This window comes from Kribbella sp. NPDC055110 (assembly GCF_053607525.1).
The window spans coordinates 579,995-602,966 of the sequence record NZ_JBSGTS010000001.1 but is presented as its reverse complement, the minus strand read 5'-3'; the positions used below and the strand labels follow the sequence as shown (position 1 = coordinate 602,966).

Genomic DNA, 22,972 nt, shown 5'->3' with positions numbered 1-22,972 from the left:
GGCTGCGGCTAGCAGCACTCGGCACACTGCTGGCAGTGGTGGCACTGCCTGCGTACGCCGATGACCCGACCCCGTCGACCACCGAGCCGCCGCCTGCCTCCGTCACCGACGTCAACCGCTCTCTCGAGCAGCTCCAGGCCGAGGCCGCGGCCGTCCAGGCCGACTTCGCCAAGGCGACCATCGCCTACACCAAGGCCCTGAAGGAGGCGCAGGCCGCCGAGGCAGCCGCGAAGAGGGCGGAAACCAGCGCGGCCGCCTCCAAGGGCCTGTCCGACGAGGAGCGCCGCCGGCTCGGCGTGATCACCGCGCAGGCGTACCAGCTGGGCATCCCGACCGTGATGGGCACCGAGTCGATGCTCTGGTCGCTCGCCCCGATCGCCGAGAACCTTCAGGAGATCGCCGACCGGCAGACCGCGATCACCCAACTCGGCAGCACCCAGGTGTCGCAGTACAACAAGGCCATGGCCGCCGAGGCCGAGTCCAACCGGCTCAAGGCGGACGCGACCACGAAGCGCACCGCCGCGAACGAGGCCGCGGCGAAGGCTCAGGAGCTCAGCAACCAGGTGCAGCACAAGGCCGCCAGTGCAGCTGCGGCGATGGCTGACCAGACGGCCGATCTCGATGTCGCCTCTGCACTGTCGAAGCAGCTCCAGATAGCGCGCAACCAGCAGGCGCTCGCCCGCTGGCAGACGTACCTGACCGAGCTCGCGGCCACGAAGGTCACTCCCCCGGCGGCCGCCGTACTCAAGAACCCGAGCAAGCTGCCGACCGGGCTGGCACCGCTGACTCGTCGCGGCGCAGCCGTCCCCGGTGTCGCGTCGGTGGCTGTCGCCGGCCGGACCGTGCGGGTCATGTCGGCCGAGACGATCCGGGCGGTCAACCAGGCATTCAGCCTGGTCGGGAAGCTGTACGGCGTTGCCGCGACGGGCCCGGACACGTACGGCTGCCTCGGAGCAGCCCGCGTCGCGTGGCAGCCGTACACGACCCTGCCGAACCTGGTCAGCAAGGTCTACCCGGACTACCAGGCCGTCCCGAACACGCAGATCCAGCCAGGCGACCTGCTCGTCATGGGTAGCAAGTCCCTCGGCCTCGTCCACATCGGCATCGCGCTCGACAACGGCGAGATGATCGCCGCCGACGAGTCGAAGGGCTCGGTCGTCGTCACCACGGTCCCCGACAACCTGTACGCCGCACTCCGCCCGACGCTCGGCGCCCCAACCAAGCCCCAGGTCGCGCCGGTGTCGACGTCCGAGGCGTACGCGTTCCGGTGCGGCAACACCGCCACGTCGTACGACGTCGGCTCGGGCTCCTGGACCTGGCCGCTGCCGGACGGGACCTACGAGATCGGTACGCCGTTCGGCCAGTCGGGATCCATGTGGTCGACCGGATTCCACACCGGCCAGGACTTCCCGGCCCCGGTCGGTACGACGGTCCGCGCCGTGACCTCCGGCGTCGTACGCGTCGAGCACCCCGCCTGGGCCGGCAACCTGGTGCGGATCGACCACGGCAACGGTTTGGAGACCCTCTACGCGCACCTGAGCCGGGTCGACGTCACGGACGGGCAGCAAGTGACGGCCGGGCAGCAGATCGGTGCCGTCGGCACCGAAGGGAACTCGACCGGTCCGCACCTGCATTTCGAGGTCCGGCTCGGCGGCGACCCGGTCAACCCGATGCCGTTCCTGGCGACCGGTTCCGCGAGCACCGGGTGGGGCGGCTACAGCAACGGCATGATCCCGTCCGGCAAGCTGTGCACGATCGGGTCCGGGCACATGCTCAGATGCGACGCCGCCGCGGCGTACCTGAAGCTCGCCGCCGCCTACCGCGCACAGTTCGGCAAGTCACTCTGCATCACCGACTCCTACCGTTCGTACGCGTCCCAGGTCAGCCTCTACCAGCGCAAGCCCTCACTGGCCGCGCTCCCGGGCACGTCCAACCACGGCTGGGGCGTTGCGGTCGACCTCTGCGGCGGCGTCGACAAGTACAACACCACCCAATACCAGTGGATGAAGTCGCACGCGTCGGCGTACGGCTGGCTGCACCCGGCCTGGGCCGACCAGGGCGGTAACCGGGAAGAGCCGTGGCACTGGGAGTTCGGCAACCCGGCCGCTGCCTAGCCGCCCGGTAGTCTGGAGCCGTGGCCGAGAAACAGAGTCCCGACCGCACCGATCACAACATCACGCTGGATGCAGCGGACGACCGGTGGGAATGGCGGAGGCGGATTCGCGAGAATCCGAGGAAGTTGCTGTTCTACCGGATCGGCGTGGGCGTTCTCGGCGGAGTGCTGATCATTGCCGCGCCGCTGACCGGATGGTTGCCGGGGCCGGGCGGGATCCCGTTGTTCATCGCGGGTCTCGCCGTGCTCGCGAGCGAGTTCGAATGGGCCCAGCGGCTGCTGTACCGGGTCAAGGACTGGGTGAAGGCGCTCACCGCCTGGACCGGCAAGCAGCCCGCCTGGCTGAAGGCGCTCGGGACGCTGGCGCTGTTCCTCTGCGTGCTCGTCGCGATCTGGCTCTACATGGCCGTGCTCGGCGTGCCGGGCTGGCTGCCCGACTCGTGGGAGTCATTCCTGCACGAACTGCCCCTGCTTCACTGAGTACGGCGGCAACTCGACCAGTTCACTCATGTTCTGAGCCAGCTTGAGCATCTGGTTCAGGAAGAACGGCCGGTCGAGGATCTTGTTCCGCGCCGCGATCCCGAACCGGGTCGCCGGCGCCAGGAACGAGCCCGCGCGGCTGCCGTCCTGGGTCTTCGACACGGCCTTCCGCAGCCGCTCCTCGTACCGGTCGAACGCGGTCCGGAAGTCGCCTCGCGCCAACTCCCCCGCCAGCACGTAGGCGCCGACAACCGCCGTACCGGTGCCGAGCGCTCCGAACGTGGCGCCGTACCCCGCGTCGCCGAGCAGCACGATCCGGTCGGTCGACCAGCGGTCCACGCGAACCCGGCTGATCGAGTCGAAGTACAGCTCCGTTGCTGACGGCAACGCTTCGAGCAACTCCGGGACGTGCCAGCCGAGACCGCTGAACCGTTCCCGCAGGATCGCCTTCTGCTGATCCAGGTCGCGCCGGTTGTACTCCAGCACCGGCGACTTGAACGCGAACAGCGTCTGCGCCAGCCCCGGATCGCGACGGTCCGCGCCGACACTCGCGAGCTTTCCAGGCACGTTGTACATCAGCGTGTCACCAGAGATCCCGAGCGTGTTCGGCACCTCCCAGCCGCCCACGTAGTAGTTCAGGTGCCGCTCGACGACCTGCTCCGCCGGCCACGCCAGCCGCCGTACGACGGAGTGCATCCCGTCCGCGCCGATCACCAGGTCGTACGTCTCCTCGCTACCGCTCTCGAACCGCACGTCCACGCCGTCCGCGTGCTCCCGCAGGCTCGCGATCGAGTCGCCGAAGCGGTACGTCGCTTGCGCGCGGCTGTGCTCGTACAACACCCGCGACAGGTCTGCCCGCAGTACCTCCAGCTCACCGCCGGCGAACTCCGCCGGTAGCCGCATCAACTTGCGGCCCGACTCATCGACGAACCGCATCGCGTTCCCGCCCGTCTGCAGGGACCGCAGGTCCTCGAGCACGCCCATGCGCTCCAGAACGGTGGTGAACACCTCACCGCGGAAGTCCACCGCATACCCGCCCTGCCGCAGCGCCGGCGCAATCTCCACGAGCGTCACGTCGTGTCCCGCGCGGCCCAGCCAGAGCGCCACCGACGGGCCCGCCACGCTCGCACCCGAAACCAGAACCTTCATCGTCGCCTCCATCGAGAGTAACTGTGTCTGCCGGACACAGTAATGTGTATGGTAGACACAGTTCAAGCAAATAAGGAAGGACGGCGATGACCGAACTGCTCTGGGGCAAGGAACCGGCCCGGACGCGCGGCCCGAAGCCGGCGATCACGCTGACCGCCATCGCCGAGGTCGCGATCGCGATCGCGGACGCCGAGGGCCTCGACGCGGTCTCGATGCAACGCGTCGCCGGCGAACTGCCGGTCACGAAGATGGCGCTCTACCGGTACGTCCCCGGCAAGACCGAGCTGGTCGCGGTGATGAGCGACCTGGCGATGGGCGGCCCGCCGGACCACCCCGCCGTACCGTGGCGCGACGCGCTACGCACGTGGGCCATCGACCTGTACGACGGATTCACGCGGCACCCATGGCTGCTGCAGTCCACCATCGGCCGCCGCCTGCTCGGCCCGAACGAACTCGCCTGGATGGAACGCGGCGTGGCGGCGCTGACCGGCTCCGGGCTGAGCGGCGGCGAGCAACTGGACTCGATCCTGGTGATTACGAGTCATGTCCGGAACATCGCGCAGCAGTCCACCACCTTCCCCGGGCACACGACCGGACTGACCGAGGAGGACATGCAGCAGGCGCTCGCCGAGATCCTGGCCTCGGAGGCCGACCGGTTCCCGCATCTGACCACCGCGATGCGTACGTCGGCCGGGAGTGAGAACCAGGGTCTGGAGTTCGGCCTGGAGCGGATCCTAGACGGTCTGGAGCTGCTGATCAGTGGCCGGACGGACTGAGCCGGATCCCATTGAAACGTTGTCGATAGACCGATGCCGACAATCCGTAGTGGGACTTGAAGCGGCGGGCGAAGTAGTTCTGGTCGGGCCAGCCGACGGACTCGCCGATCCGGTGGATCGGCAGGTCGGTGTGCAGCAGGCGATCGGCCGCGAGCTCGACGCGATGCCGCGACAGGTACGCCATCGGCGGCAGCCCGGTCACCGACTTGAACAGCCGGACCAGGTACCCGGGCGCGAGGTGCAGCTCCCCCGCGAGATCGGTCAGCGTCCAGTGCCGGGCCGGGTCGGCCTCCATCATCCGCATCGCATCGACGACGGCCGGATGGGTGTACTCGCCGCGCTGGTCGGTTTCGGCGACGGTTCGCGCGACGCAACTCAGGTACAACGACAGCCAGCCGATCAGTTCGCCGCGGTGCCGGCTCAGGGGCTGGTTCCGTAGCCGGCGCAATCCGTCCAGGTGGCCGACCGCCTCCTTCAAGGTCGCCGGATCGAGATGCGTGGCGAGCATGCCACGGCGCTGCGCAGAGAACGGTCCGGTCCACAACAGGTAACCCAGCAAGGGATCCTCGCGCGCCCAGGCGAGCTCGCGGCGGACCAGGTCGGCGGAGAAGCAGCAGTTGTAGACCTCGAGCTCGTCGCACTCGACGTACTCGTGCCAGACGCCCGGACGCAGCAGGATCGCGTCGCCGGCGCGCACCCGCTGGCGGCCGGCGAGGCTGTGGTGCACGCCTTCACCGCTGGTGACGAGCAGCAGCTCGAAGAAGCTGTGCGTGTGCAGCGGATGGGACTTTTCGTGCAGGTGTGTACCCGCGTGCACCACTGTCCCTTCGACGAAGTGCAAGACGGTTCCACGGGTCCTCACGGGCTCATCGGCCATAGGTCACGATACGAGCCGAAGTGCAGATCGTGCTAGATCGAGTGCACATCGGGCTAGTAGCCGGCGACTGCCGGTCGCAGGATCGGGGAACAGGCGAAACGTCCTCGCCGGTCCATCAGCCAAAGTTCGGCCGTTTTGCCAGCGCACCCAATGAATCGTTTCATCAGCGCCTTGGTTGGAGTCACATGTCGCAACTCGCCGCACCCACCGCCCTCCGCTTCGAGCATCGACCTGCACCCGTACTGGGCCTAGGCACCGCGAGCCCGCGGATCTCCTGGCAGGTCCCGGCCGCGGACGCCGGCTACGCGCAGACGGCGTACGAGGTCGAGATCACCACCGGAACCACGGAAGTCTTCACGGTCCAGTCACCCGACCAGGTCCTGGTGCCCTGGCCGGGCGCGGCGCTCACGTCGCGTGAGTCCGCCCAGGTGCGGGTCCGCGTCCGCGGCAACGACGACTGGAGCGAGTGGAGCGAACCCGCAACGGTCGAGGCCGGGCTGCTCACCCCCGACGACTGGACGGCCCGGTTCGTCAGCCCGCGCAACAACCCGCACGGCTCCCCCGCCCCGCTCGTCGCCGGCACCGCGGACCTCCCGGACGGCGTCGTGAGGGCCCGCTTGTACGCGACGTCGTACGGCATCTACATCCCCGAGCTCAACGGGCAACGGGTCGGCACCGAGGAGCTCGCGCCCGGCTGGACGTCGTACCAGTTCCGGCTCCGCTATCAGACGTACGACGTGACCGAGCTTGTTCGACCTGGTGAGAACACGCTCGAGTTCCTCGTCGGCAACGCGTGGTACCGCGGCCGGATCGGCTTCCAGAACCAGAAGCAGCTGTACGGCGAGCGCCTCGCCGTCCTCGCCCAGCTCGAGGTCACCACCGAGGACGGCCAGGTCCACACGCTCGCGAGCGACGGCACCTGGACCTCCCGGGAGAGCAACGTCCTCGCCGACGACCTGTACGACGGCCAGACCACGGACCTGCGCCGGCAACCCGGAGAGCGCTCTCTGGTGGACGTTCTCGACGCCGACCTGAACCTGCTGGTCGCTCCCGACGGCCCGCCGGTCCGGATCACCGACGTCCTGCCCGCGGTCGAGATCACCACATCCCCGTCCGGCAAGACCCTCGTCGACTTCGGGCAGAACCTCGTCGGCCGCGTCCGCCTGACCGTCCGCGGCCAGGCCGGGGGCGACGAGATCGTCCTGCGGCACGCGGAGGTCCTGGAGAACGGCGAACTCGGCGTCCGCCCGCTCCGCACCGCGAAGGCGACCGACACCTACATCCTGGCCGGCCCCGACGAGGTCACCCTCGACTCGCCGCTCACCTTCCACGGCTTCCGGTACGCCGAAGTCACGGGCGTGAGCGCTCTGTCGAAGGACGACATCGTGGCCGTCGTCGTGGGCACGGACCTGCGCCGCACCGGCTGGTTCGAGTCGTCGGACGAGCTGCTCAACAAGTTCCACGACAACGTGGTGTGGGGCATGCGCGGCAACTTCGTCGACGTACCGACCGACTGCCCGCAGCGCGACGAGCGCCTCGGCTGGACCGGCGACATCCAGGTCTTCTCCCCGAGCGCGAGCTTCCTGTTCGACACCGCCGGCTTCCTCACCAACTGGCTCGCCGACCTGGCGGCCGAGCAGCACAAGGACGGATCCGTGCCGTACGTCGTGCCGGACGTGCTGAGGGACGCGCACCCGGCGACCGCGGCTTGGGGTGACGCGGCAACAATCGTGCCCTGGGTGATCTACCAGCGCACCGGCGACGTGGGCCTCCTCGCCCGCCAACTGCCGAGCATGCGCGCCTGGGTCGACAAGATGGCCGACCTGGCCGGCCACGACCTGCTCTGGTCCGGCGGGTTCCAGTTCGGCGACTGGCTCGACCCGACGGCTCCTCCGGAGAACGCGTTCAAGGCCAAGGCCGATGCCGACGTGGTCGCGACCGCTCACCTGGCGCGCTCGGCCGAGGTCGTCGCGCAGGCCGCCGAGATCGTCGGCCAGCCCGACGTCGCCCGTCAGTACGCCACTCTGGCCGACGGCGTCCGGCAGGCGTTCGCCAACGAGTACGTCACCGCCGGCGGCCGCGTACTGAGCGACGCGGCAACGACCTACGCCCTCGCGCTGCAGTGGGCCTTGCTGCCGACCGACACCCAGCGGCGCGGCGCCGGCGATCGGCTCGCCGACCTCGTCCGTACGTCGGGGTTCCGGATCAGTACCGGATTCGTCGGAACGCCGCTGATTGCGGACGCACTGGCCGATACCGGACATCCTGACCTGGCATACCGGCTCCTGCTACAGACAGGCTGCCCGTCTTGGCTGTACGCAGTGACGATGGGAGCCACGACGATCTGGGAACGCTACGACAGCATGCTGCCCGACGGCAGCATCAATCCCGGCGAGATGACGTCGTTCAACCACTACGCCCTCGGCGCGGTCGCCGATTGGATGCACCGCCGGGTGGCGGGCCTGGCCGCGGTCGATCCCGGCTACCGGACCTTCGAGGTACGCCCACTCCTCACCGACCACCTGACGAAGGCATCCGCCAAGCACGTCACGCCGTACGGCGAGGCCGCCGTGGCGTGGACCCGCGAGAACGGTCAGGTCACGCTGTCCGTGACGGTGCCGGTCGGATCCAAGGCCCGCGTCGCGGTTCCTGGACAGGACGAGCCGGTCGAGGTCGGTCACGGAACGCACGAGTGGACCGCCGACGACCCGTACGCCGAGGCGCCCGCAGTCCCCGCCGACGCCACGATCCGTCAGCTCGTCGACAACGCCCCGGCCTGGACCGCGATCGTCGCAGCCGCCGTCGAAGACGAGGTGGTTGCCGACGACACCGACCTGGCCGCTCGGCTGGAGCGCTACCTCGACCGGCCGGCCGCGGAGCTGATCGGCGTGCTCGGCCGCTTCCGGAACGGCCCCACCGCCCAGGCCCTGCAGACCGAGCTCGACGCGCGACTCACCCACTAGCCCACTCACCGACCGCCCCGCTGCCGCGACATACATCCCCTTGGAGGTCATGATGAGGTTCCGCCCAGGAGCCAGCGGACTCGCTCTGCTGGCTGTCTGTTCACTAACCCTTACCGCGTGCAGCGCGGGCAGTCTCGGATCCAGCGACGACGCCGGTGGCAACGGCGCCGTCGAGATCACGTACCTGATCGGTAACCAGGACCAGGATCTGAAGGACGCCAAGCAACTGGTGAAGGACTTCACCGCGAAGAACGCCGGGATCACGATCAAGATCGAGACCCGGCCGGCCGGCACCGAGGGCGACAACATCGTCAAGACCCGGCTGTCCACCGGCGACATGCCGGAGGTGTTCAACTACAACACCGGGTCGCTCTTCCAGGCGATCGCGCCGCAGAAGAACCTGGTCTCGCTCAGCGACCAGCCGTACGTCGGCAACCTGGACGACAACTTCAAGAACACCGTGACCGCCGACGGACAGGTCTACGGCGTGCCCGTCGGCGGGTTCATGGGCGGAGCGGTGCTGTACAACATCCCGATCTACAAACGGCTCGGGCTGACGCCGCCGAAGACGTGGGCCGAGTTCATGTCGAACAGCGCGAAGATCAAGGCGGCCGGGATCGCGCCGGTGATCCAGACGTACGGCGAGACCTGGACCGCGCAGCTGTTCGTCCTCGGCGACTTCCACAACGTCGCCGCCGCGGAGCCGGACTTCGCTGACAAGTACACCAAGAACGAGGCGAAGTACGCCACGTCACCGGCGGCGCTGAAGGGGTTCGAGCACACCCAGGCCGTCCACGACGCCGGCTTCGAGAACAAGGACTTCGCCTCGGCCAAGCTGCCGGACGGACTCAAGATGCTTGCCACCGGCAAGGGCGCCCAGTACCCGATCCTGTCGGGCGTGGTCGACAACATGATGGCCACCTATCCCGACGCGGCCAAGAACGTCGGGCTGTTCGCGCTGCCTGGTGACGACGCGAGCAAGAACGGCCTGACCGTATGGACGCCGGGCGCCAACTACATCCCGAAGACCGCGACCGGCGCCAAGCTGGACGCGGCCAAGAAGTTCCTCGCGTTCATCGCCAGCCCCGACGGCTGCAAGTCGCAGGCCACATCCGGGGCGCCGACCGGTCCGTACGCGATCAAGGGCTGCGCGCTGCCGGCCGACGTACCGCAAGCCATCAAGGACATGCAGCCGTACCTCGACAAGCCCGGCGGGTCCAGCCTCGCGCTGGAGTTCGTGTCCCCGGTCAAGGGCCCGTCGCTCTCGCAGATCACGGTCGAGGTCGGCTCGGGGATCCGGAAGGCGAAGGACGGCGCCGCCCGGTACGACGAGGACGTGAAGAAGCAGGCCCAGCAACTCGGGCTGGCGGGTTGGTGAGGATCCGTGGCCGTCACTTCTTCGGTGAAACCACAGGAACGTAGCAAGGCCGCCCCGGCCGCTTCGGCGGCCGGGAGCAAGGTCTACCGGCCGTACTCGAACTGGTTCTTCCTGCCGTCCGCGATCATCTACAGCGTCCTGTTCCTGGTCCCGACGTTCGCCTCGTTGTACTTCAGCCTCACCCGCTGGAGTCTGTTCGACTCGAAGTTCGTCGGGCTGGACAACTTCAAGCTGTTCTTCCAGGAGCCGGCGCTGGTCAAGGGCTTCACCAACACCCTGCTGTACGCCGTCGTCACGTCCGGGTCGAAGGTGGTGCTCGGGCTGCTGCTCGCGGTCCTGCTGACGTCGCAGATCGTTGCCCGCGGCTACCTCCGCTCGGTGGTGTTCTTCCCGGTACTGGTCTCCACGATCGGCGTCGGCCTGACGTTCACCGTGCTGATGAACCCCGAGCGCGGCCTGATCAACGGCGCGCTCAGCGTGATCGGGATCGACGGTCCCGGCTGGCTGACCGACCCGAAGTGGGCACTGCTGTCGGTCGCGGCGGTCGACGTCTGGAAGGGCGTCGGCCTGGCCACACTGATCTACATCGCGGGGATCGTGTCGATTCCGCGCGAGTACATCGAGGCGGCCCGGGTCGACGGGGCCGGGTCCTGGGAGACGTTCCGGCGGGTCGTGCTGCCGCTGTCCCGGCCGGCCACGGTCACGGTCATCATCCTGTCGCTGATCGGGGGGCTGCGATCGTTCGACCTGATCTGGGCGATGACGCAGGGCGGTCCAGGATTCACCTCGGACGTGATCGCCTCGGTGATCTACAAGCAGTACCAGGCCGGGTTCTACGGCCTGTCGACCGCGGGCAACGTGGTGCTGTTCGTCACCGTCACCGCGATCGTCCTCCCGCTGTCGTGGTTCCTGAATCGCAAGGAGGTGGACATGTGAGCACCGCTGAGCTCGTCAATCATCGGCCGGCCCGGAAGTGGGCGCTCAGCGCGGTCGCGATCCTGGCCTCGATCGTGGTGTTCGTCATCCCGTTCGCGTTCATCGTGCTGACCGCCGTGAAGGACCGGCAGCAGTCCGCGGACCTGAACTTCGCCTGGCCGCACCAGTTCCGGATCGTGCAGAACTTCGTCGAGGTGATCAAGGCCCGCGACTACATGCTGGTGATCGCCTTCATCAACAGCACCATCCTGACCGTCGTCAGCGTCGCCGGCATGGTGATCCTGGCCGCCATGGCCGGCTTCGTCCTGCAGCGCCGCCGAAGCCGCTGGAACGGCCTGATCAATTTCCTGGTCCTGTCCGGCCTGATCATCCCGCCGGCCGTCGTGCCGACCATCTGGGTGCTGCAGAAGCTGGGTCTGTTCAAGACGATGCCGGGCCTGATCCTGATCGAAATAGCCTTCGGGCTCTCGTTCTGCATCCTGCTTTTCCGGGCCTTCGTCGCCACCATCCCCCGCGAACTCGACGAAGCCGCCGTCATCGACGGCGCCGGTCCGCTCGGCCTGTTCTTCCGGGTCATCTTCCCGTTGCTGAGATCCGTGATCGTCACCGTGGTCGTGGTGCAGTCCGTCGCCGTCTTCAACGACTTCACCAACCCGCTGTACTTCCTGCCCGGGGACCAGAACGCGACCGTCCAACTGACGCTCTACAACTTCAACAGCCAGTTCTCGACTCAGTACAACCTGCTGTTCATGAACATCCTGCTGATCACGATCCCGCCGCTGGTCATGTTCTTGTTCTTCAACCGGCAGATCGTGGCGGGCATGACGTCCGGAGCGATCAAGGGGTAGCCGGTTTGCGGACGATCAGGGCCGCCTGGGCCGCGTCCTTCTCACCGGGCAGCGCCGCGCGCGTCAGGGTCGCCACCTCGGCGAACCCGGCGCTCGCGAGCAGCCCGGCCACGTCCGCGACGTCGTACATGTAGACCTCGAGGTCTATGTCATGACCGTAGGCGTTCCGGAGCTCCCGGCTGCCGGCACCGACCTTGAACCCGTGCACCAAGTGGCCGCCGGGCCGCAGCACGCGGAACAGCTCCGCGAAAATCCCCGGAAGGTCCTCGCGTGGAGTGTGAACGAGCGAATACCACGCGAGGGCCCCGGCGAGCTCGCCGTCCTTCAGGTCCAGGTCGTACAGCGACCCGACCTCGAACCGCAGCTCCGGATACTCCCACCGCGCCACCTCGATCATCCCCGGCGTCAGATCGACCCCGAACACGTCCATCCCCCGACCGGACAGGTACGACGTGATGCGCCCGGTGCCGCACCCGAGATCCCCCACCGGCCCGTCCGGGACGAGCCGCCCGAAATAGTCGAGGGCACCTGACTCGAACGGATCCTCGCGGTGGTAGTCGCGAAGGATCGCGTGGTAGGAGGTGGCGGCGGCGTTGTACGACCCTTGAATATCGTTCACGCGAGAACCTTAGGAAGGCCCTCCGACAGTTTCTCGTAGTCCGCCAGCGAGTTGTACGCATGCGCCGACAACCGGATGAATCCACGGTCGTCGAAGCCGGTGAGTGTGATCTCGGCCTTCAGCTCGCGGGACACGCGCAGCTTCAGTGCGTCGCCACCGCTGAGGTCGAACGAGGAAGGCAGCTCGACCAGGCGCATCGTCGCCGGCGGGTGCGCGACCTCGGCGACGCCGGTCCCGAGCGCCTTCGCCAGGACCTTCGCGCCCTCCTCGACCAGAGTGGTCAGCTGCGGGCGACGCGTCGCCCAGTCGAGATCCGCGAGGACCCGCAACGACTCCGGCGCCGCGATCCACGGCACGTAGTCGTACGTGCCAAGCATGTCGAAGCGCTCCGGCATCCGCTCGTCGTACTCGGACCACGACACGATCAGCGGCATGGACGCCGTACGCCATTGCTCGGCGACGACCAGCCCGGCGGTTGCCCGCGGCGCGGCCGGCCACTTGTGGAAGTTGCCGGTCCAGAAGTCGGCGCCTGCGGCGGCGGGTGCGTCGATCAGCGCCGGGGCGTGCGCGCCGTCGACCACGATCGGTACGCCGCGTTCGTGCGCGGCCGCCACCAGCGCATCGACCGGGAACACCTTCGCCGTACCCGAGGTGATCTGGTCCACGATCAGCACGGACGCGCCGTCCAGGCGGTTCGCGATCAGCGCGACCACGGTCTCGTCGTCGGCCTCGATCGGGATCTCGACGATCACCACCTCGGCGCCGTGCGCCTTCGCGAACCGCTCGGCCGCGAACCGCACCGCGCCGTACGCGTGATCGGTCAGCACGATCCGGCTGCCGGCCGGGATCGGCAGCGTCTGGAGCGCGACAGTCACGCCGGCGCTCGCGTTCGCGACGAGCGCGAACCCGTCCGGGTCGGTCTCCAGGTACGCCGCCAGCGCCAGGCGGCTCGCGGTCAGCCGGTCGGCGACGGTACGGAACCAGACCATCGGGTTGGCGTCCATCTCGGCGCGGAGGCCGGCCATCACCTCCTGCGTGCGGCGCGGCACAGCGCCGTACGAGCCATGGTTGAGGTGCAGAACGCCGGGATCGAGGGTCCACAGGTCGGGGCGGGGGCTGAGCACCACCTAACGGTACATACTGCACAGGTGTACCCCTACCTCGACCACGACGGACCGATCGCGATGGCCCATCGAGGCGGCGCCAAGCACCCGGACAACATCGGCTACGAGAACTCGCTGCACGCGTTCCAGAACGCCGTCGACCTCGGGTACACCTACCTCGAGACCGACCTGCACGCGACCAGCGACGGCGTCGTGATCGCGTTCCACGACCACAAGCTCGACCGGGTCACCGACCGGACCGGGGTGATCGCCGAGCTGCCGTGGTCGGAGGTCAGCAAGGCGAAGATCAACGGCCACGAGCCGATCCCCCGCCTCGACGAGCTGCTCGAGCACTTCCCGGACATCCGGTTCAACCTCGACATCAAGGCCGAGGGCGGCCTCGAACCGGCCGCCAAGGTCCTGAGCGCCGCGAACGCGATCGACCGGATCTGCGTGTCGTCGTTCTCGCAGTCGCGGGTCCGCCGGATCCGCAAGCTGCTCGGGCCCCGGCTGTGCACCGGGTACGGCGAGTGGGAGATCGTCCTGATCCGGTTCCTGCCGTTCGCGCTGAACGCCCGCGGCGCCTGCCTGCAGATCCCCGAGGGGTACGGCGCGTTCCACGTGCTCACGCCTGGCTTGATCAAGCGCGCCCACTCCCGCGGCAAGCAGGTGCACGTCTGGACGGTGGACGACTCGGACGCGATGCGCCGGATGCTCGACGCCGGTGTCGACGGCCTGATCACCGACCGCACCGACCTGCTCAAGGACGTCCTGGTCGAGCGCGGTCAGTGGCATTAATCGGGCACTGAAGTGTTATCGCGGGGTACGTCGCTTCGTCCCCGGGACCTGACACACTTCCGCGCATGGGATTCCTCTCCGCCCCGCCGGCGGTCGACAAGCGCGAGTACTGGGGTTTCAGCCTGTACGACTGGGCCAACTCGGGCTACGTCACCACAACGGGCACCGTCCTGTTCGCGCCGTACCTGACGTCGGTCGCGGAGAACGCCGCCTGCGGGTACGTCGGGACGACCGACAACCCGTGCCGCACGAACCTGGACGTGCTCGGGATCGGCGTCTCCCCCGGCTCGCTCGCGTTCTACGTCGTGACGGTCGCGACCCTGGTGTCGGCGCTGTTCCTGCCGGTGGTCGGCGCGATCGCGGACCGGATGTCGCACAAGAAGCTGCTGATGTGCGGGTTCGCCTGGGCCGGAGCCCTCGCCGCCAGCTGCATGGTGTTCGTCAGCGGCGGCGGCTGGCAGCTGGGCGCACTGCTGCTGTTCGTGGGGAACCTGTGTCTCGGCTCGTCCCTGGTCGTGTACGACTCGATCCTCATCGACATCGCGCCACCAGACCAGCGCGACGCCGTCTCGTCACGCGCCTGGGCCTTCGGGTACGCCGGTGGCTTCCTGCTGCTCCTGGTCAACCTGGCAGTCGTCACCGCCCACGACGCCCTCGGGCTGAGCCAGAGCACCGCAGTACGTCTGAGCCTGCTCAGTGCGGGGCTCTGGTGGGGAATCTTCACGTTCTTCCCGTTCCTCCGGCTGCGGAACCGGCCACCGACCAACGTCGTGCAGGTGCGCAACGGCAACCTTGTGCGCCAGAGCTTCGGTCAGCTCGCCGCCACCCTCAAGCACCTGCGCAGCTACAAGATAACGATGCTGTTCCTGATCGCGTACCTGTTCTTCAACGACGGGATCCAGACGGTCATCTCGGTGTCGTCGACGTACGGCGAGAAGCAGCTCGGGTTCGAGACGCAGGTGCTGATCGCAACGATCCTGCTGGTCCAGTTCGTCGCGTTCTTCGGGGCGCTCGCGTTCGGCCGGTTCGCCCAGCGGTACGGCGCCCATCGCACGATCGCCGGCGGCCTGGTGGTCTGGATCCTGATCGTGATCGCCGGGTTCCTGCTGCCCGCGCACCAGATCGCTCCGTTCCTGGCGATGGGGACGGCGATCGGGATCGTGCTCGGGGGCACGCAGGCGCTGTCCCGGTCGGCGTTCAGTCAGCTGATCCCGAAGGGCCGTGAGGCGGAGTACTTCTCGCTGTACCAGGCGGGCGAACGCGGGACGTCGTGGCTCGGCACGCTGGTGTTCGGGCTCGTCCACCAGCTCACCGGCTCGTACCGTCCCGCGATCGTCGCCCTCGGGCTGTTCTTCGTCGTCGGCCTCGCGCTACTGGTCCGCGTCGACATGCGCCGCGGCATCGACGAGGCCGGCAACAGCCAACCGACCGTGGTTTAAGCCGCGCCGGGGCCGACGTCCGTAGAGGTGAGCGGGCGTCGCACCGGCGTCGCGGTCGAGTACTCGTCGGCGCCAACGTCGTACGGCGCTGTGCGGGCCTGCCCGTCGACGTCGTCGCTGACCTGACCCGAGTGATCAACTGCAGCCGCGTTCACGGCAGCGCTACCCGAGCCGAGCCGGTACACCCCGTCCGTGCCGGCCGCCAGCTTCGGATCAGCCCGGGTGTAGCCCGACGACGGAATGTTGCCGTTGGTCGCCTGGCCCCAGACGATGTTCCCCGCCCAGGTCAGGCCGCCGAGATACGGCATGTCGACCAGCGCACCGCTGTCGCCGACCATCAGGTTGTCAGTCACCACGCAGCCCAGCGGAGGCACCGTGCGCTGACTCTCACCGACGAGCGCCTGCCCGTTGTTCCGCAGCGTGTTCAGCGCGATCGTCACGCGGTCGGGTGCGTCGTTGCCGGTCCGGGAACTGGACGGCTCGCCCTCGTAGTGATCCCGCTCCGTGCCGCTGCCGAGCACCACGCCGGCGCCCGCGATCCCGCTGACGTAGTTGTTCACGATCAGATGGTCGTTGCCGTAGATCCGGATCCCGTTCTCTCCGGACAGCAGGTAGTTGCTCTCGACCCGGTTGTCGTTCCCGTGCCGCAGCACGAGCCCGCCGAGGGACGAACGGATCGTGTTGTACCGGATCGTGTTGCCGGACGACTTCACCGAGATCGCCTCGGGGTCGCCGTTGCACCGCTCGAACAGGTTGTACTCGACCGTCGCGTCGGCCGTGCTGAGCGCCCGGCTGCTCACCCCGAGCCGGATCGGCTCACCGCCGTTCGCGCCGCTGAACGTATGGTCGCGGAAGTGGTTCCGCAGGATGTATGTGCGCTGCGCCATCGCCTCCGAGCCCGGGCCGTCGATCACCAGGTAAACGCCGACGGTGGACTTGTCGTGGAAGACGTTGCGGTCGATCTTCGCGTCGTCGCCGCGGACGACGACCCAGTGGCCGGTCGACGCCGCGAGTTGGAGGTCGTTGCGGGTCAGCCGGATCCGCGGGCAGTCCGCCGGGATCTCCAGCGTCGTACTCTGCCGGAACGCGAACCCGCTGATCGTGACGTCCGACGACCCCGAGAACACGAAGCTCTGCGCGCCGGTCAGCGTCACGCCGCCGCGGGTCTGGGCCACGATCGTGATCGGTGCGCCGCTGCTCCCGTGCCGGTTCGTGATCGTGATCGGTGACCCCGACGGTACGGCGTACGAGCCGTTCGCCATCGTGATCGTGGTGCCGGCGGTCGCGCTGTTGATTGCCTGCTGCAACTCGGCCAGGGAGGTCACCGTGGCGGTCTCGCCGGCGAGCGTAGATCGCGCGCCCACCAAGGAAACTGCGACGGCACCACTCCCGGCCAAGAAGGTACGACGGTCCATGACGTGGCTCCTAGTTGTGTGGGCGGTACAACTTCCGGTACTCGCTCGGGGTCACCGAACTCACCTGGCGGAACACTTTCGAGAAGTAGGACTGGTCCATCCCGACGGCGGCCGCGATCTCCTCCATCGGGCGCGCGGTCGCCGTCAGCTCGCGTTGGGCCCATTCGATCCGGGCCCGCTTGATGTACTGCTTCGGCGACAACCCGAACTCGGTCCGGAAATGCCGCATGAAGGTCGGCAGGTCGTAGCCGAACACCGCCGCGAGCTCCTCGACGCTCGGCAGCGTGGCCAGGTTCTCCTGGATGTACTGCACGATCCCGGACTCGCTCGTCTGCCGCTCCGACAACCGCACCGAACCGGGCGGCGCACTGTCCAGGTAGTGCGCGAACAGCGCAGTCAGCGCCGACCGCAACCGCAGCGGTGTCGCTAGACCAGGCGGGTCCCGGTCGGCCGCACCGACCTGCTCGAACAGCGCCGCCGCATCCTCGGGCGCCTTGCTCGGAACGATGTACGGCAGCGTCAGCATCTCGCCGATGTCCCGCTCGCCGATCAGCGCCGAGAAGTGCAGCCAGTGCTTCCGGAAAACGTTGTCGCTGATCGTCTCGTACGACACGGGCACGTCGGCCGGCAGATAGACGAGCTCACCGGGTCGCGGGTAGAGCTCCTGGTCCCCGACGACGAGCCGGCCCTCCCCCTCCAGGATCAGGTAGAGACGGGAGAACGGATCCGGCATCAGAGCCCGGGACCACTCGCGGTGCACCTTCGTGATCCGGGCCGCGACCACCAGATCCAGCCGCAACCGATCGAGATACGTCCGGATGATCTCCTGCTCTCCCAGGGCGTTCTCCCGCGCGTTCTCCCGCGTGTTCTCCCGCGCGTTCATCTGCTTGTTCTTCTGGGCCGTGTTCATCGTGCGTGCGGCCCGACGTCGGTCGAGCTCAACGGGCGGTACGTCGGACGTCGGGCCGAGTACTCGTCCGCGCCGACATCCGCCGCGCGACCGGTCCGGTGATCGCCGTCCAGGTCGGTGGTAGCCTCCGGATACGACCGGGACGCCGCGTTGATCGCGGGGCTGCCCGCCGTCAGCCGACGTACCCCATCGGGTCCTGGCGCGAGCCGTGGGTCGATGCGGGTGAACCCGGCGGCTGGTGCGTTGCCGTCCGTGCCCTGTCCCCAGTGGATGTTGCCTGACCAGGTGATGCCGTCCTGGAACGGCATGTTCACCAACTGCCCGTTCTCTGCCACCAACAGATTGTCCGTCACCGCGCACTCGAGCGGCGGCAGGGTCCGGTGACTCTCGCCGATGACCGCGGCCTCGCAGTCGAGCACGGTGTTCAGCGCGATCCGCACCCGGTCCGGTGCGTCGTTGCCGCGCCGGGAGGCGGCAGGCTCGCCCGGGTAATGGTCCCGGACGTTGCCGCTACCCAGTACGACGCCCGCGCCGCTGATGAGCTCGATGTAGTTGTTCACGATCAGGTGGTCGTTGCCGTAGATCCGGATCCCGTTCTCCCCGGACAGCAGATAGTTGCCTTCGACCCGGGTCGCGTTGCCGTGCCGCAGCACGATGCCGCCCAGGCTGTCGCGGATCGTGTTGTGCCGGATGGTGTTGCCCGACGACTTCACCGAGATCGCCTCGGGGTCGCCGTTGCACCGCTCGAACAGGTTGAAGTCGACGACCGCGGCGGCCGTCGACAGCGCCCGCGGGCTGACCCCGAGCCGGATCGGCTCGCCGCCGTTGTCGCCGGGGAACGTGTGGTCGCGGAAGTAGTTGCGGGTGATGTGCACCCCGCGGGCCATCCCGTCCGTCCCGGCGCCCTCGATGCCGAGGTAGATGCCGAGCGTGGACTTCCCGTGGAACTCGTTGCGATCGACCGTCGAGTAGTCCGCCCGCATCATCACCCAGTGCAGACCCTCGAGATCGGCCAGCTGGAAGTCGTTGCGGGTGAGCCGGATCCGCCGGCAGTCCGGCGGCACGTCCAACGTCGTACGCTGGCGGAACGCGAAGCCGCTGATCGTGACGTCCGCCGAGCCGCTCAGCACAAAACTCCGCTCACCAGTCAGCACGACACCGCCGACGGACTCCGCCCGTACGACGATCGGCTCGTCGCGGGTGCCGCGCTTGCCGGTGATCGTGATCGGGACCGTCACGTCATAGGTGCCGTTGGCAACCGTAATCACGGTCCCTGGCGTCGCGCGGACGATCGCGGCCTGGAGCTCGTCGAGCGAACGCACAAGGCCGCGATGGTTGCCGTTGGCATCTGCCGTGACCGGTGCCGCGGCGGCCACGCCGATCAAGCCGGTGGTTGCGAGGAAGGTACGACGATGCATGTCTCACCCCTTGAGTGCGCCGGAGGTCAGGCCCCGGGCGAACGAACGTTGGAAGAAGAGGAACACCAGCACGGACGGAAGCAATGCCAGCAACGATGCGGCCAGTACGACGCCGGGCGTCACGGCCTGGTCGATCCGCAGCGTCCGCAACGCCAGTGGGAGCGTGTACGCCGACGAGTTCTGGGCCACGAGCAACGGCAGCAGGTACTGATCCCAGATCATCGTGAAGCCGAACACCCCGATCACGCCGAGCGCCGGCTTGCACAACGGCAGGATGATCTGGCCGAAGATCCGCAGCTCGCCGGCGCCGTCGATCCGGGCTGCCTCCTCGAGCTCACGCGGCACGTCCTTCATGAACTCGGTCATCACCAGGATCGAGAAGGCCCACGCGCCGAGCGGCACGATCATGCCGGCCAGCGTCCCCATCAGGTTCAGGTGCACCAGCGGCAGGTCGGCGAGCACCAGGGTCAGCGGCAGCGCGAGGATCTCCTCGGGCAGCATCATCGTGGCCAGGATCGCGACCATCACCAGCGTCATCAGCGGGAACTTCTTGCGCGCCAGCGCATAGCCCGCGAGGACCGAGACCGCCACCTGGAGCAGCAGCCCGAATCCGACCACGAAGAACGAGTTCAGCAAATACCGCAGTACGCCGTGGTCGAACGCGATCCGGAAGTTGTCGAGCGTCGGTGTCTTCGGTACGACGCTCAGCTGCGTCGGATCCGACACGTGGTTGAACGACCCCACTAGCAGTGCTAGCAACGGCCCCGCGAAGACGGTGCACAGCCCGGCGTAGATCACGAACTTCGCGATCCGGGCGCCGATGCCCTTCCTCTCGGTGAGTCCCAGCGCGGTCTCGGTGGCTGCACTCATGCGGATCTCCTCCGTCGCAGCAGCTGCACGCACACCGTGAGGACGAGCGTTGCGGCGAACAGAAGGACCGCACCGGCCGAGCCGACGCCGAGCCGGCTCTGCTCCAGCCCCAGCTTGTAGATGAGCGTCATCACAACCTCGGTCGAGCCGTTCGGCCCGCCGTTGGTCAGCAGGAACACCTCGGTGAACGTCCGGAACCCGCGGACGGCCGCCAGGACGAACAAGATCGCGAACACCGGCCGGAGACCGGGCAGCGTCACGTGCAGGATCCGCTTCCAGGTCGAGGCGCCGTCCACGGTCGCCGCCTCGTACAGCCCGCGGTCGATCCCCGCCAGCCCGGCCAGAAAGATCATCATGTCGTACGGCGCACCACGCCAGATCCCCGTCACCGCGATCGAGGCGAGCGACGTGTGCGGATCGTTGATGAACCCGGACGGCCCCAGCCCGACCAGGCCGATCACCTGGTTGATCAGACCGTCGCTCGTCGGGTGGTACATGATCCGCCACAGCTCGGCCACCACCGCGAGCGGTACGACGACCGGCAGGAAGGCCGCCGACCGGATGACGGTGAGCTTGCGGGTCTGGCCCTCCACCAGCAGAGCCAGGCAGAACCCGAGCACCATCGACCCGAACGTCTGACCGACCGCGAGCACGATCGTGTTCCACGCGGCGGACCGGAACCCGTCCGAGCTCAGGATCTCGGTGTAGTTCGCGGCGCCGACCCAGGTGTTGCCGAGGTACGGGCGGACCTCCTGTACCGACATTCCGATCGCCTGCGCCATCGGGATGAACTTGAAGTACACGAACAGCACCAGCGCCGGAGCCAGGAACAGCCACGGGACCCACCAGTTCCCACTCCTGCGGGACCTCTGGAGCTTCCGGGCGGCCGCCGGCGCGGTGTGCGCCGGGGCCGTCACCGGCGCCGCTTCCCGAACACTCATGACGCGCTGATGCCCTGCTGGCTGAGCGTGTCGGTCAGCTTCTGGTCGAGCTTCTTCAGCTCGGCGTCGACGTCCAGGCCGCAGTCCGCGATCAGAGCGTTCACGGTGTCCGCGGTGCTCTGCCGGACGGGCGTCCAGTTCGGGATCGACGGAGCGTAGCGGCCGTGCTCGCGGTACACGTCGGCGTACAGCTTCCATCGCGGATCCGGCCGGACCGTGGTGATGTCGACGGTCTTGTTCACCGGCAACTGCACGATGAAGGCCTTCTCGCCTTCCATGCCGATCTTCTGGCCCTCGGCCGAGATCGCGTAGCCGGCGAAGGCGTTCTGCGCGGCCTCGTTCTTGGAGCCGGCCATCAGGTAGACGCTGCCGCCCTCGGCGAGCACCGTCGCGTCCTTCGGGCCTTTCGGCATCGGCACGACCTCGTACTTGTCCTTGCCGAGCGAGGAGTCGAAGCGCGGCATCAGGTACGGACCGACGACGTACATCCCGGTCTTGCCGGCCTCGAACGTCTCGTTGGTCGGCGGTGTGTCCATCGTCGCGGCGCCCGGCTGGATGACCTTGGAGGTGCAGGCCAGGTCGCGGAACCACTTCGTCGCGGCCACCGTCTCCGGGGTCGACATCGCGGGCTTGTACTTGCCGTCGGGCTGCTTGGCGATGAAGTCACCGCCGGCGGCCCAGAGGAAGTTCGAGAAGTACCACGAGGCGTACCCGCGCTTGGTCGAGCCGGGCACCGCCAGACCGTAGGTGTCGGCCTTGCCGTTGCCGTCCGGGTCCTGGGTGGTGAAGGCCTTCGCCAGGGTGACCATCTGATCCCAGTTCGCCGGAGCGGTGAGGTTGACCTTCTTCAGCCAGTCCTTGCGGATCAGCAGCGCGGAGGCCTGCGCGGAGTACGGGACGCCGTACGTCTTGCCGTCGGTGGCGCGGGCCGCGGCGACGGCCGGGGCGAGCAGCCGGTCGCTGCCCTTGATCGCGGACAGGTCGACCTCGCGGACGATCCCCTGGCTCACCATCGTGCCCAGCTGGGACGAATCGTTCATCACGATGTCCGGCAGGTCCCTCTGCGCCGCCCGCTGGGACAACTTGGTCTCGAAGTCGTCGAAGATCGCCGTGACCTCGACCTTCTGCCCGGTCGCCGCCTCGAACGCCGCGGCCAGCTTCTTCATCCCCTTCTCACCGTCGCCACCCGGCGTGGTGCGGGCCCACAGCTCCAGCGGAGCCGACGGATCCTGCGCGGCCTTGCCTGCTCCACTCGTACCGCAGGCGGCAACCGTCAGGGCGACCCCCACCGCCGCGGCCATGAATCTGAACGACCTCGTCACGGACACAGTCATGCCAACTTCCCAGTCAATTTGTACTTTTTGAGCCTCATTTCGTCGGAAGATAGCGCTTTCCAAGCAAGCGAGTCAATGACTCATCGGATCTCTCGCCTGGGTGCGGACCTGCAAATGTCCTGCGCCTGAAGTCCGTTACATAAGTTGACGGTGGGCGGTTTGCCCACCATCGGTGCCGCCAAGCCCCCGCCATCGGGTCTGGGGAGCCGACCCCACCCGAATCAGCCCGTAACACTCCCCAGTCGAAACGAATCGACCCGCGGGTCCCATCTTTGGGAAGCCACCGACCACGTTCGGGCCGCGAGAATGGTCGGTGGCTTCTCAAAGATGGCTCAGCGGAGCTAGACCGGTACGACGGAACTGACGAACTCACGCACTTCAGCAGCCGTCGGACGAGCGCCCGTGCGGTCCGCGAACATCATGTGGGCCGAACCGATCAGCGTCAGGCCGAGTACGTCGGTCGGCACGGCCTCGCGCAACCTGGCGCGCAGGCCGCGCGCCCGCTCGGCGGACAGACGTGGGGCCCGCCGGGGGGGGGGCCGGGGGGCCCGGGGGGGGGGGGGGTGGCCCGGGCCGCACCAATGGCCGCCGGGGGCGGGGGTGGC

20 protein-coding genes are annotated in these 22,972 nt (G+C 68.0%); 9 read left to right on the top strand and 11 right to left on the bottom strand.

Annotated elements, in window-relative coordinates; genetic code table 11:
* Positions 1-35 precede the first annotated feature (35 nt).
* Together ACWF0M_RS02595 and ACWF0M_RS02590 are read left to right on the top strand one after the other, a co-directional pair.
* Positions 36-2,114: a peptidoglycan DD-metalloendopeptidase family protein gene (locus ACWF0M_RS02595; protein ID WP_452233828.1), complete on the top strand. Its 2,079-nt coding sequence runs from the start codon at positions 36-38 to the stop codon at positions 2,112-2,114.
* Between the two features lie 20 nt (positions 2,115-2,134).
* Positions 2,135-2,593 (top strand): PGPGW domain-containing protein, encoded by a 459-nt coding sequence (locus ACWF0M_RS02590; RefSeq protein ID WP_452233827.1) that lies wholly within the window; start codon positions 2,135-2,137, stop codon positions 2,591-2,593.
* On the opposite strand, the gene ACWF0M_RS02585 is transcribed toward ACWF0M_RS02590, so the two are convergent.
* A complete protein-coding gene (locus ACWF0M_RS02585; RefSeq protein ID WP_452233826.1) occupies positions 2,561-3,742 on the bottom strand; it encodes an FAD-dependent monooxygenase in 1,182 nt (393 codons plus the stop codon). The two genes, ACWF0M_RS02590 and ACWF0M_RS02585, sit on opposite strands and share 33 nt — an antisense overlap.
* An 86-nt stretch (positions 3,743-3,828) precedes the next feature.
* Here ACWF0M_RS02585 and ACWF0M_RS02580 point away from each other — a divergent pair, with 86 nt between their 5' ends.
* Positions 3,829-4,518: a TetR/AcrR family transcriptional regulator gene (locus ACWF0M_RS02580; protein ID WP_452233825.1), complete on the top strand. Its 690-nt coding sequence runs from the start codon at positions 3,829-3,831 to the stop codon at positions 4,516-4,518.
* On the opposite strand, the gene ACWF0M_RS02575 is transcribed toward ACWF0M_RS02580, so the two are convergent.
* Positions 4,499-5,359: an AraC family transcriptional regulator gene (locus ACWF0M_RS02575; protein WP_452233824.1), complete on the bottom strand. Its 861-nt coding sequence runs from the start codon at positions 5,357-5,359 to the stop codon at positions 4,499-4,501. The two genes, ACWF0M_RS02580 and ACWF0M_RS02575, sit on opposite strands and share 20 nt — an antisense overlap.
* A 221-nt stretch (positions 5,360-5,580) precedes the next feature.
* Between ACWF0M_RS02575 and ACWF0M_RS02570 the strand changes: the two genes are divergently transcribed.
* Genes ACWF0M_RS02570 through ACWF0M_RS02555 form a run of 4 tightly spaced genes read left to right on the top strand, consistent with a single transcriptional unit; the run spans position 5,581 to position 11,520 of the window.
* Positions 5,581-8,358 (top strand): family 78 glycoside hydrolase catalytic domain, encoded by a 2,778-nt coding sequence (locus tag ACWF0M_RS02570; protein ID WP_452233823.1) that lies wholly within the window; start codon positions 5,581-5,583, stop codon positions 8,356-8,358.
* A gap of 49 nt (positions 8,359-8,407) precedes the next feature.
* Positions 8,408-9,736, top strand: coding sequence for an ABC transporter substrate-binding protein (locus ACWF0M_RS02565; RefSeq protein ID WP_452233822.1), 1,329 nt, complete (start codon positions 8,408-8,410; stop codon positions 9,734-9,736).
* A gap of 6 nt (positions 9,737-9,742) precedes the next feature.
* Positions 9,743-10,672 carry a carbohydrate ABC transporter permease gene (locus ACWF0M_RS02560; protein WP_452233821.1) on the top strand — a complete coding sequence of 310 codons (930 nt, stop codon included), beginning with the start codon at positions 9,743-9,745 and terminating at the stop codon, positions 10,670-10,672.
* Positions 10,669-11,520 (top strand): carbohydrate ABC transporter permease, encoded by an 852-nt coding sequence (locus tag ACWF0M_RS02555; RefSeq protein WP_452233820.1) that lies wholly within the window; start codon positions 10,669-10,671, stop codon positions 11,518-11,520. The genes ACWF0M_RS02560 and ACWF0M_RS02555 overlap by 4 nt, the downstream gene beginning before the upstream one ends.
* On the opposite strand, the gene ACWF0M_RS02550 is transcribed toward ACWF0M_RS02555, so the two are convergent.
* On the bottom strand, positions 11,510-12,139 hold the full coding sequence (locus tag ACWF0M_RS02550) for a class I SAM-dependent methyltransferase (RefSeq protein ID WP_452233819.1): 630 nt from the start codon (positions 12,137-12,139) through the stop codon (positions 11,510-11,512). The two genes, ACWF0M_RS02555 and ACWF0M_RS02550, sit on opposite strands and share 11 nt — an antisense overlap.
* Positions 12,136-13,263, bottom strand: a complete 1,128-nt coding sequence (locus ACWF0M_RS02545; protein ID WP_452233818.1) for an aminotransferase class V-fold PLP-dependent enzyme — start codon at positions 13,261-13,263, stop codon at positions 12,136-12,138. The genes ACWF0M_RS02550 and ACWF0M_RS02545 overlap by 4 nt, the downstream gene beginning before the upstream one ends.
* 24 nt (positions 13,264-13,287) lie before the next feature.
* On the opposite strand from ACWF0M_RS02545, the gene ACWF0M_RS02540 reads away from it, so the two are divergent.
* Together ACWF0M_RS02540 and ACWF0M_RS02535 are read left to right on the top strand one after the other, a co-directional pair.
* The gene (locus ACWF0M_RS02540; RefSeq protein WP_452233817.1) at positions 13,288-14,040 is read left to right on the top strand and encodes a glycerophosphodiester phosphodiesterase; all 753 of its coding nucleotides are present in this window, start codon (positions 13,288-13,290) and stop codon (positions 14,038-14,040) included.
* A 65-nt stretch (positions 14,041-14,105) separates the two neighbouring features.
* On the top strand, positions 14,106-15,479 hold the full coding sequence (locus ACWF0M_RS02535) for an MFS transporter (protein WP_452233816.1): 1,374 nt from the start codon (positions 14,106-14,108) through the stop codon (positions 15,477-15,479).
* Here the strand turns inward: ACWF0M_RS02535 and ACWF0M_RS02530 are convergent.
* The 7 genes from ACWF0M_RS02530 to ACWF0M_RS02500 all read right to left on the bottom strand — a co-directional run bounded on the left by ACWF0M_RS02530 (position 15,476) and on the right by ACWF0M_RS02500 (position 22,834).
* Positions 15,476-16,894: a polysaccharide lyase 6 family protein gene (locus ACWF0M_RS02530; protein ID WP_452233815.1), complete on the bottom strand. Its 1,419-nt coding sequence runs from the start codon at positions 16,892-16,894 to the stop codon at positions 15,476-15,478. The two genes, ACWF0M_RS02535 and ACWF0M_RS02530, sit on opposite strands and share 4 nt — an antisense overlap.
* Before the next feature lie 10 nt (positions 16,895-16,904).
* The gene (locus ACWF0M_RS02525; RefSeq protein ID WP_452233814.1) at positions 16,905-17,804 is read right to left on the bottom strand and encodes an AraC family transcriptional regulator; all 900 of its coding nucleotides are present in this window, start codon (positions 17,802-17,804) and stop codon (positions 16,905-16,907) included.
* Complete coding sequence (locus ACWF0M_RS02520) at positions 17,801-19,222, bottom strand: chondroitinase-B domain-containing protein (protein ID WP_452233813.1); 1,422 nt, start codon at positions 19,220-19,222, stop codon at positions 17,801-17,803. The genes ACWF0M_RS02525 and ACWF0M_RS02520 overlap by 4 nt, the downstream gene beginning before the upstream one ends.
* A gap of 3 nt (positions 19,223-19,225) precedes the next feature.
* Positions 19,226-20,092 (bottom strand): carbohydrate ABC transporter permease, encoded by an 867-nt coding sequence (locus tag ACWF0M_RS02515; protein ID WP_452233812.1) that lies wholly within the window; start codon positions 20,090-20,092, stop codon positions 19,226-19,228.
* Entirely contained in the window at positions 20,089-21,033 is a 945-nt protein-coding gene (locus ACWF0M_RS02510) for a carbohydrate ABC transporter permease (RefSeq protein ID WP_452233811.1), read from the bottom strand. Before ACWF0M_RS02510 ends, ACWF0M_RS02515 begins: the two co-directional genes overlap by 4 nt.
* Positions 21,030-22,367, bottom strand: a complete 1,338-nt coding sequence (locus ACWF0M_RS02505) for a sugar ABC transporter substrate-binding protein (RefSeq protein WP_452233810.1) — start codon at positions 22,365-22,367, stop codon at positions 21,030-21,032. Before ACWF0M_RS02505 ends, ACWF0M_RS02510 begins: the two co-directional genes overlap by 4 nt.
* Before the next feature lie 341 nt (positions 22,368-22,708).
* Positions 22,709-22,834 (bottom strand): hypothetical protein, encoded by a 126-nt coding sequence (locus tag ACWF0M_RS02500; RefSeq protein WP_452233809.1) that lies wholly within the window; start codon positions 22,832-22,834, stop codon positions 22,709-22,711.
* Positions 22,835-22,972: the final 138 nt, after the last annotated feature.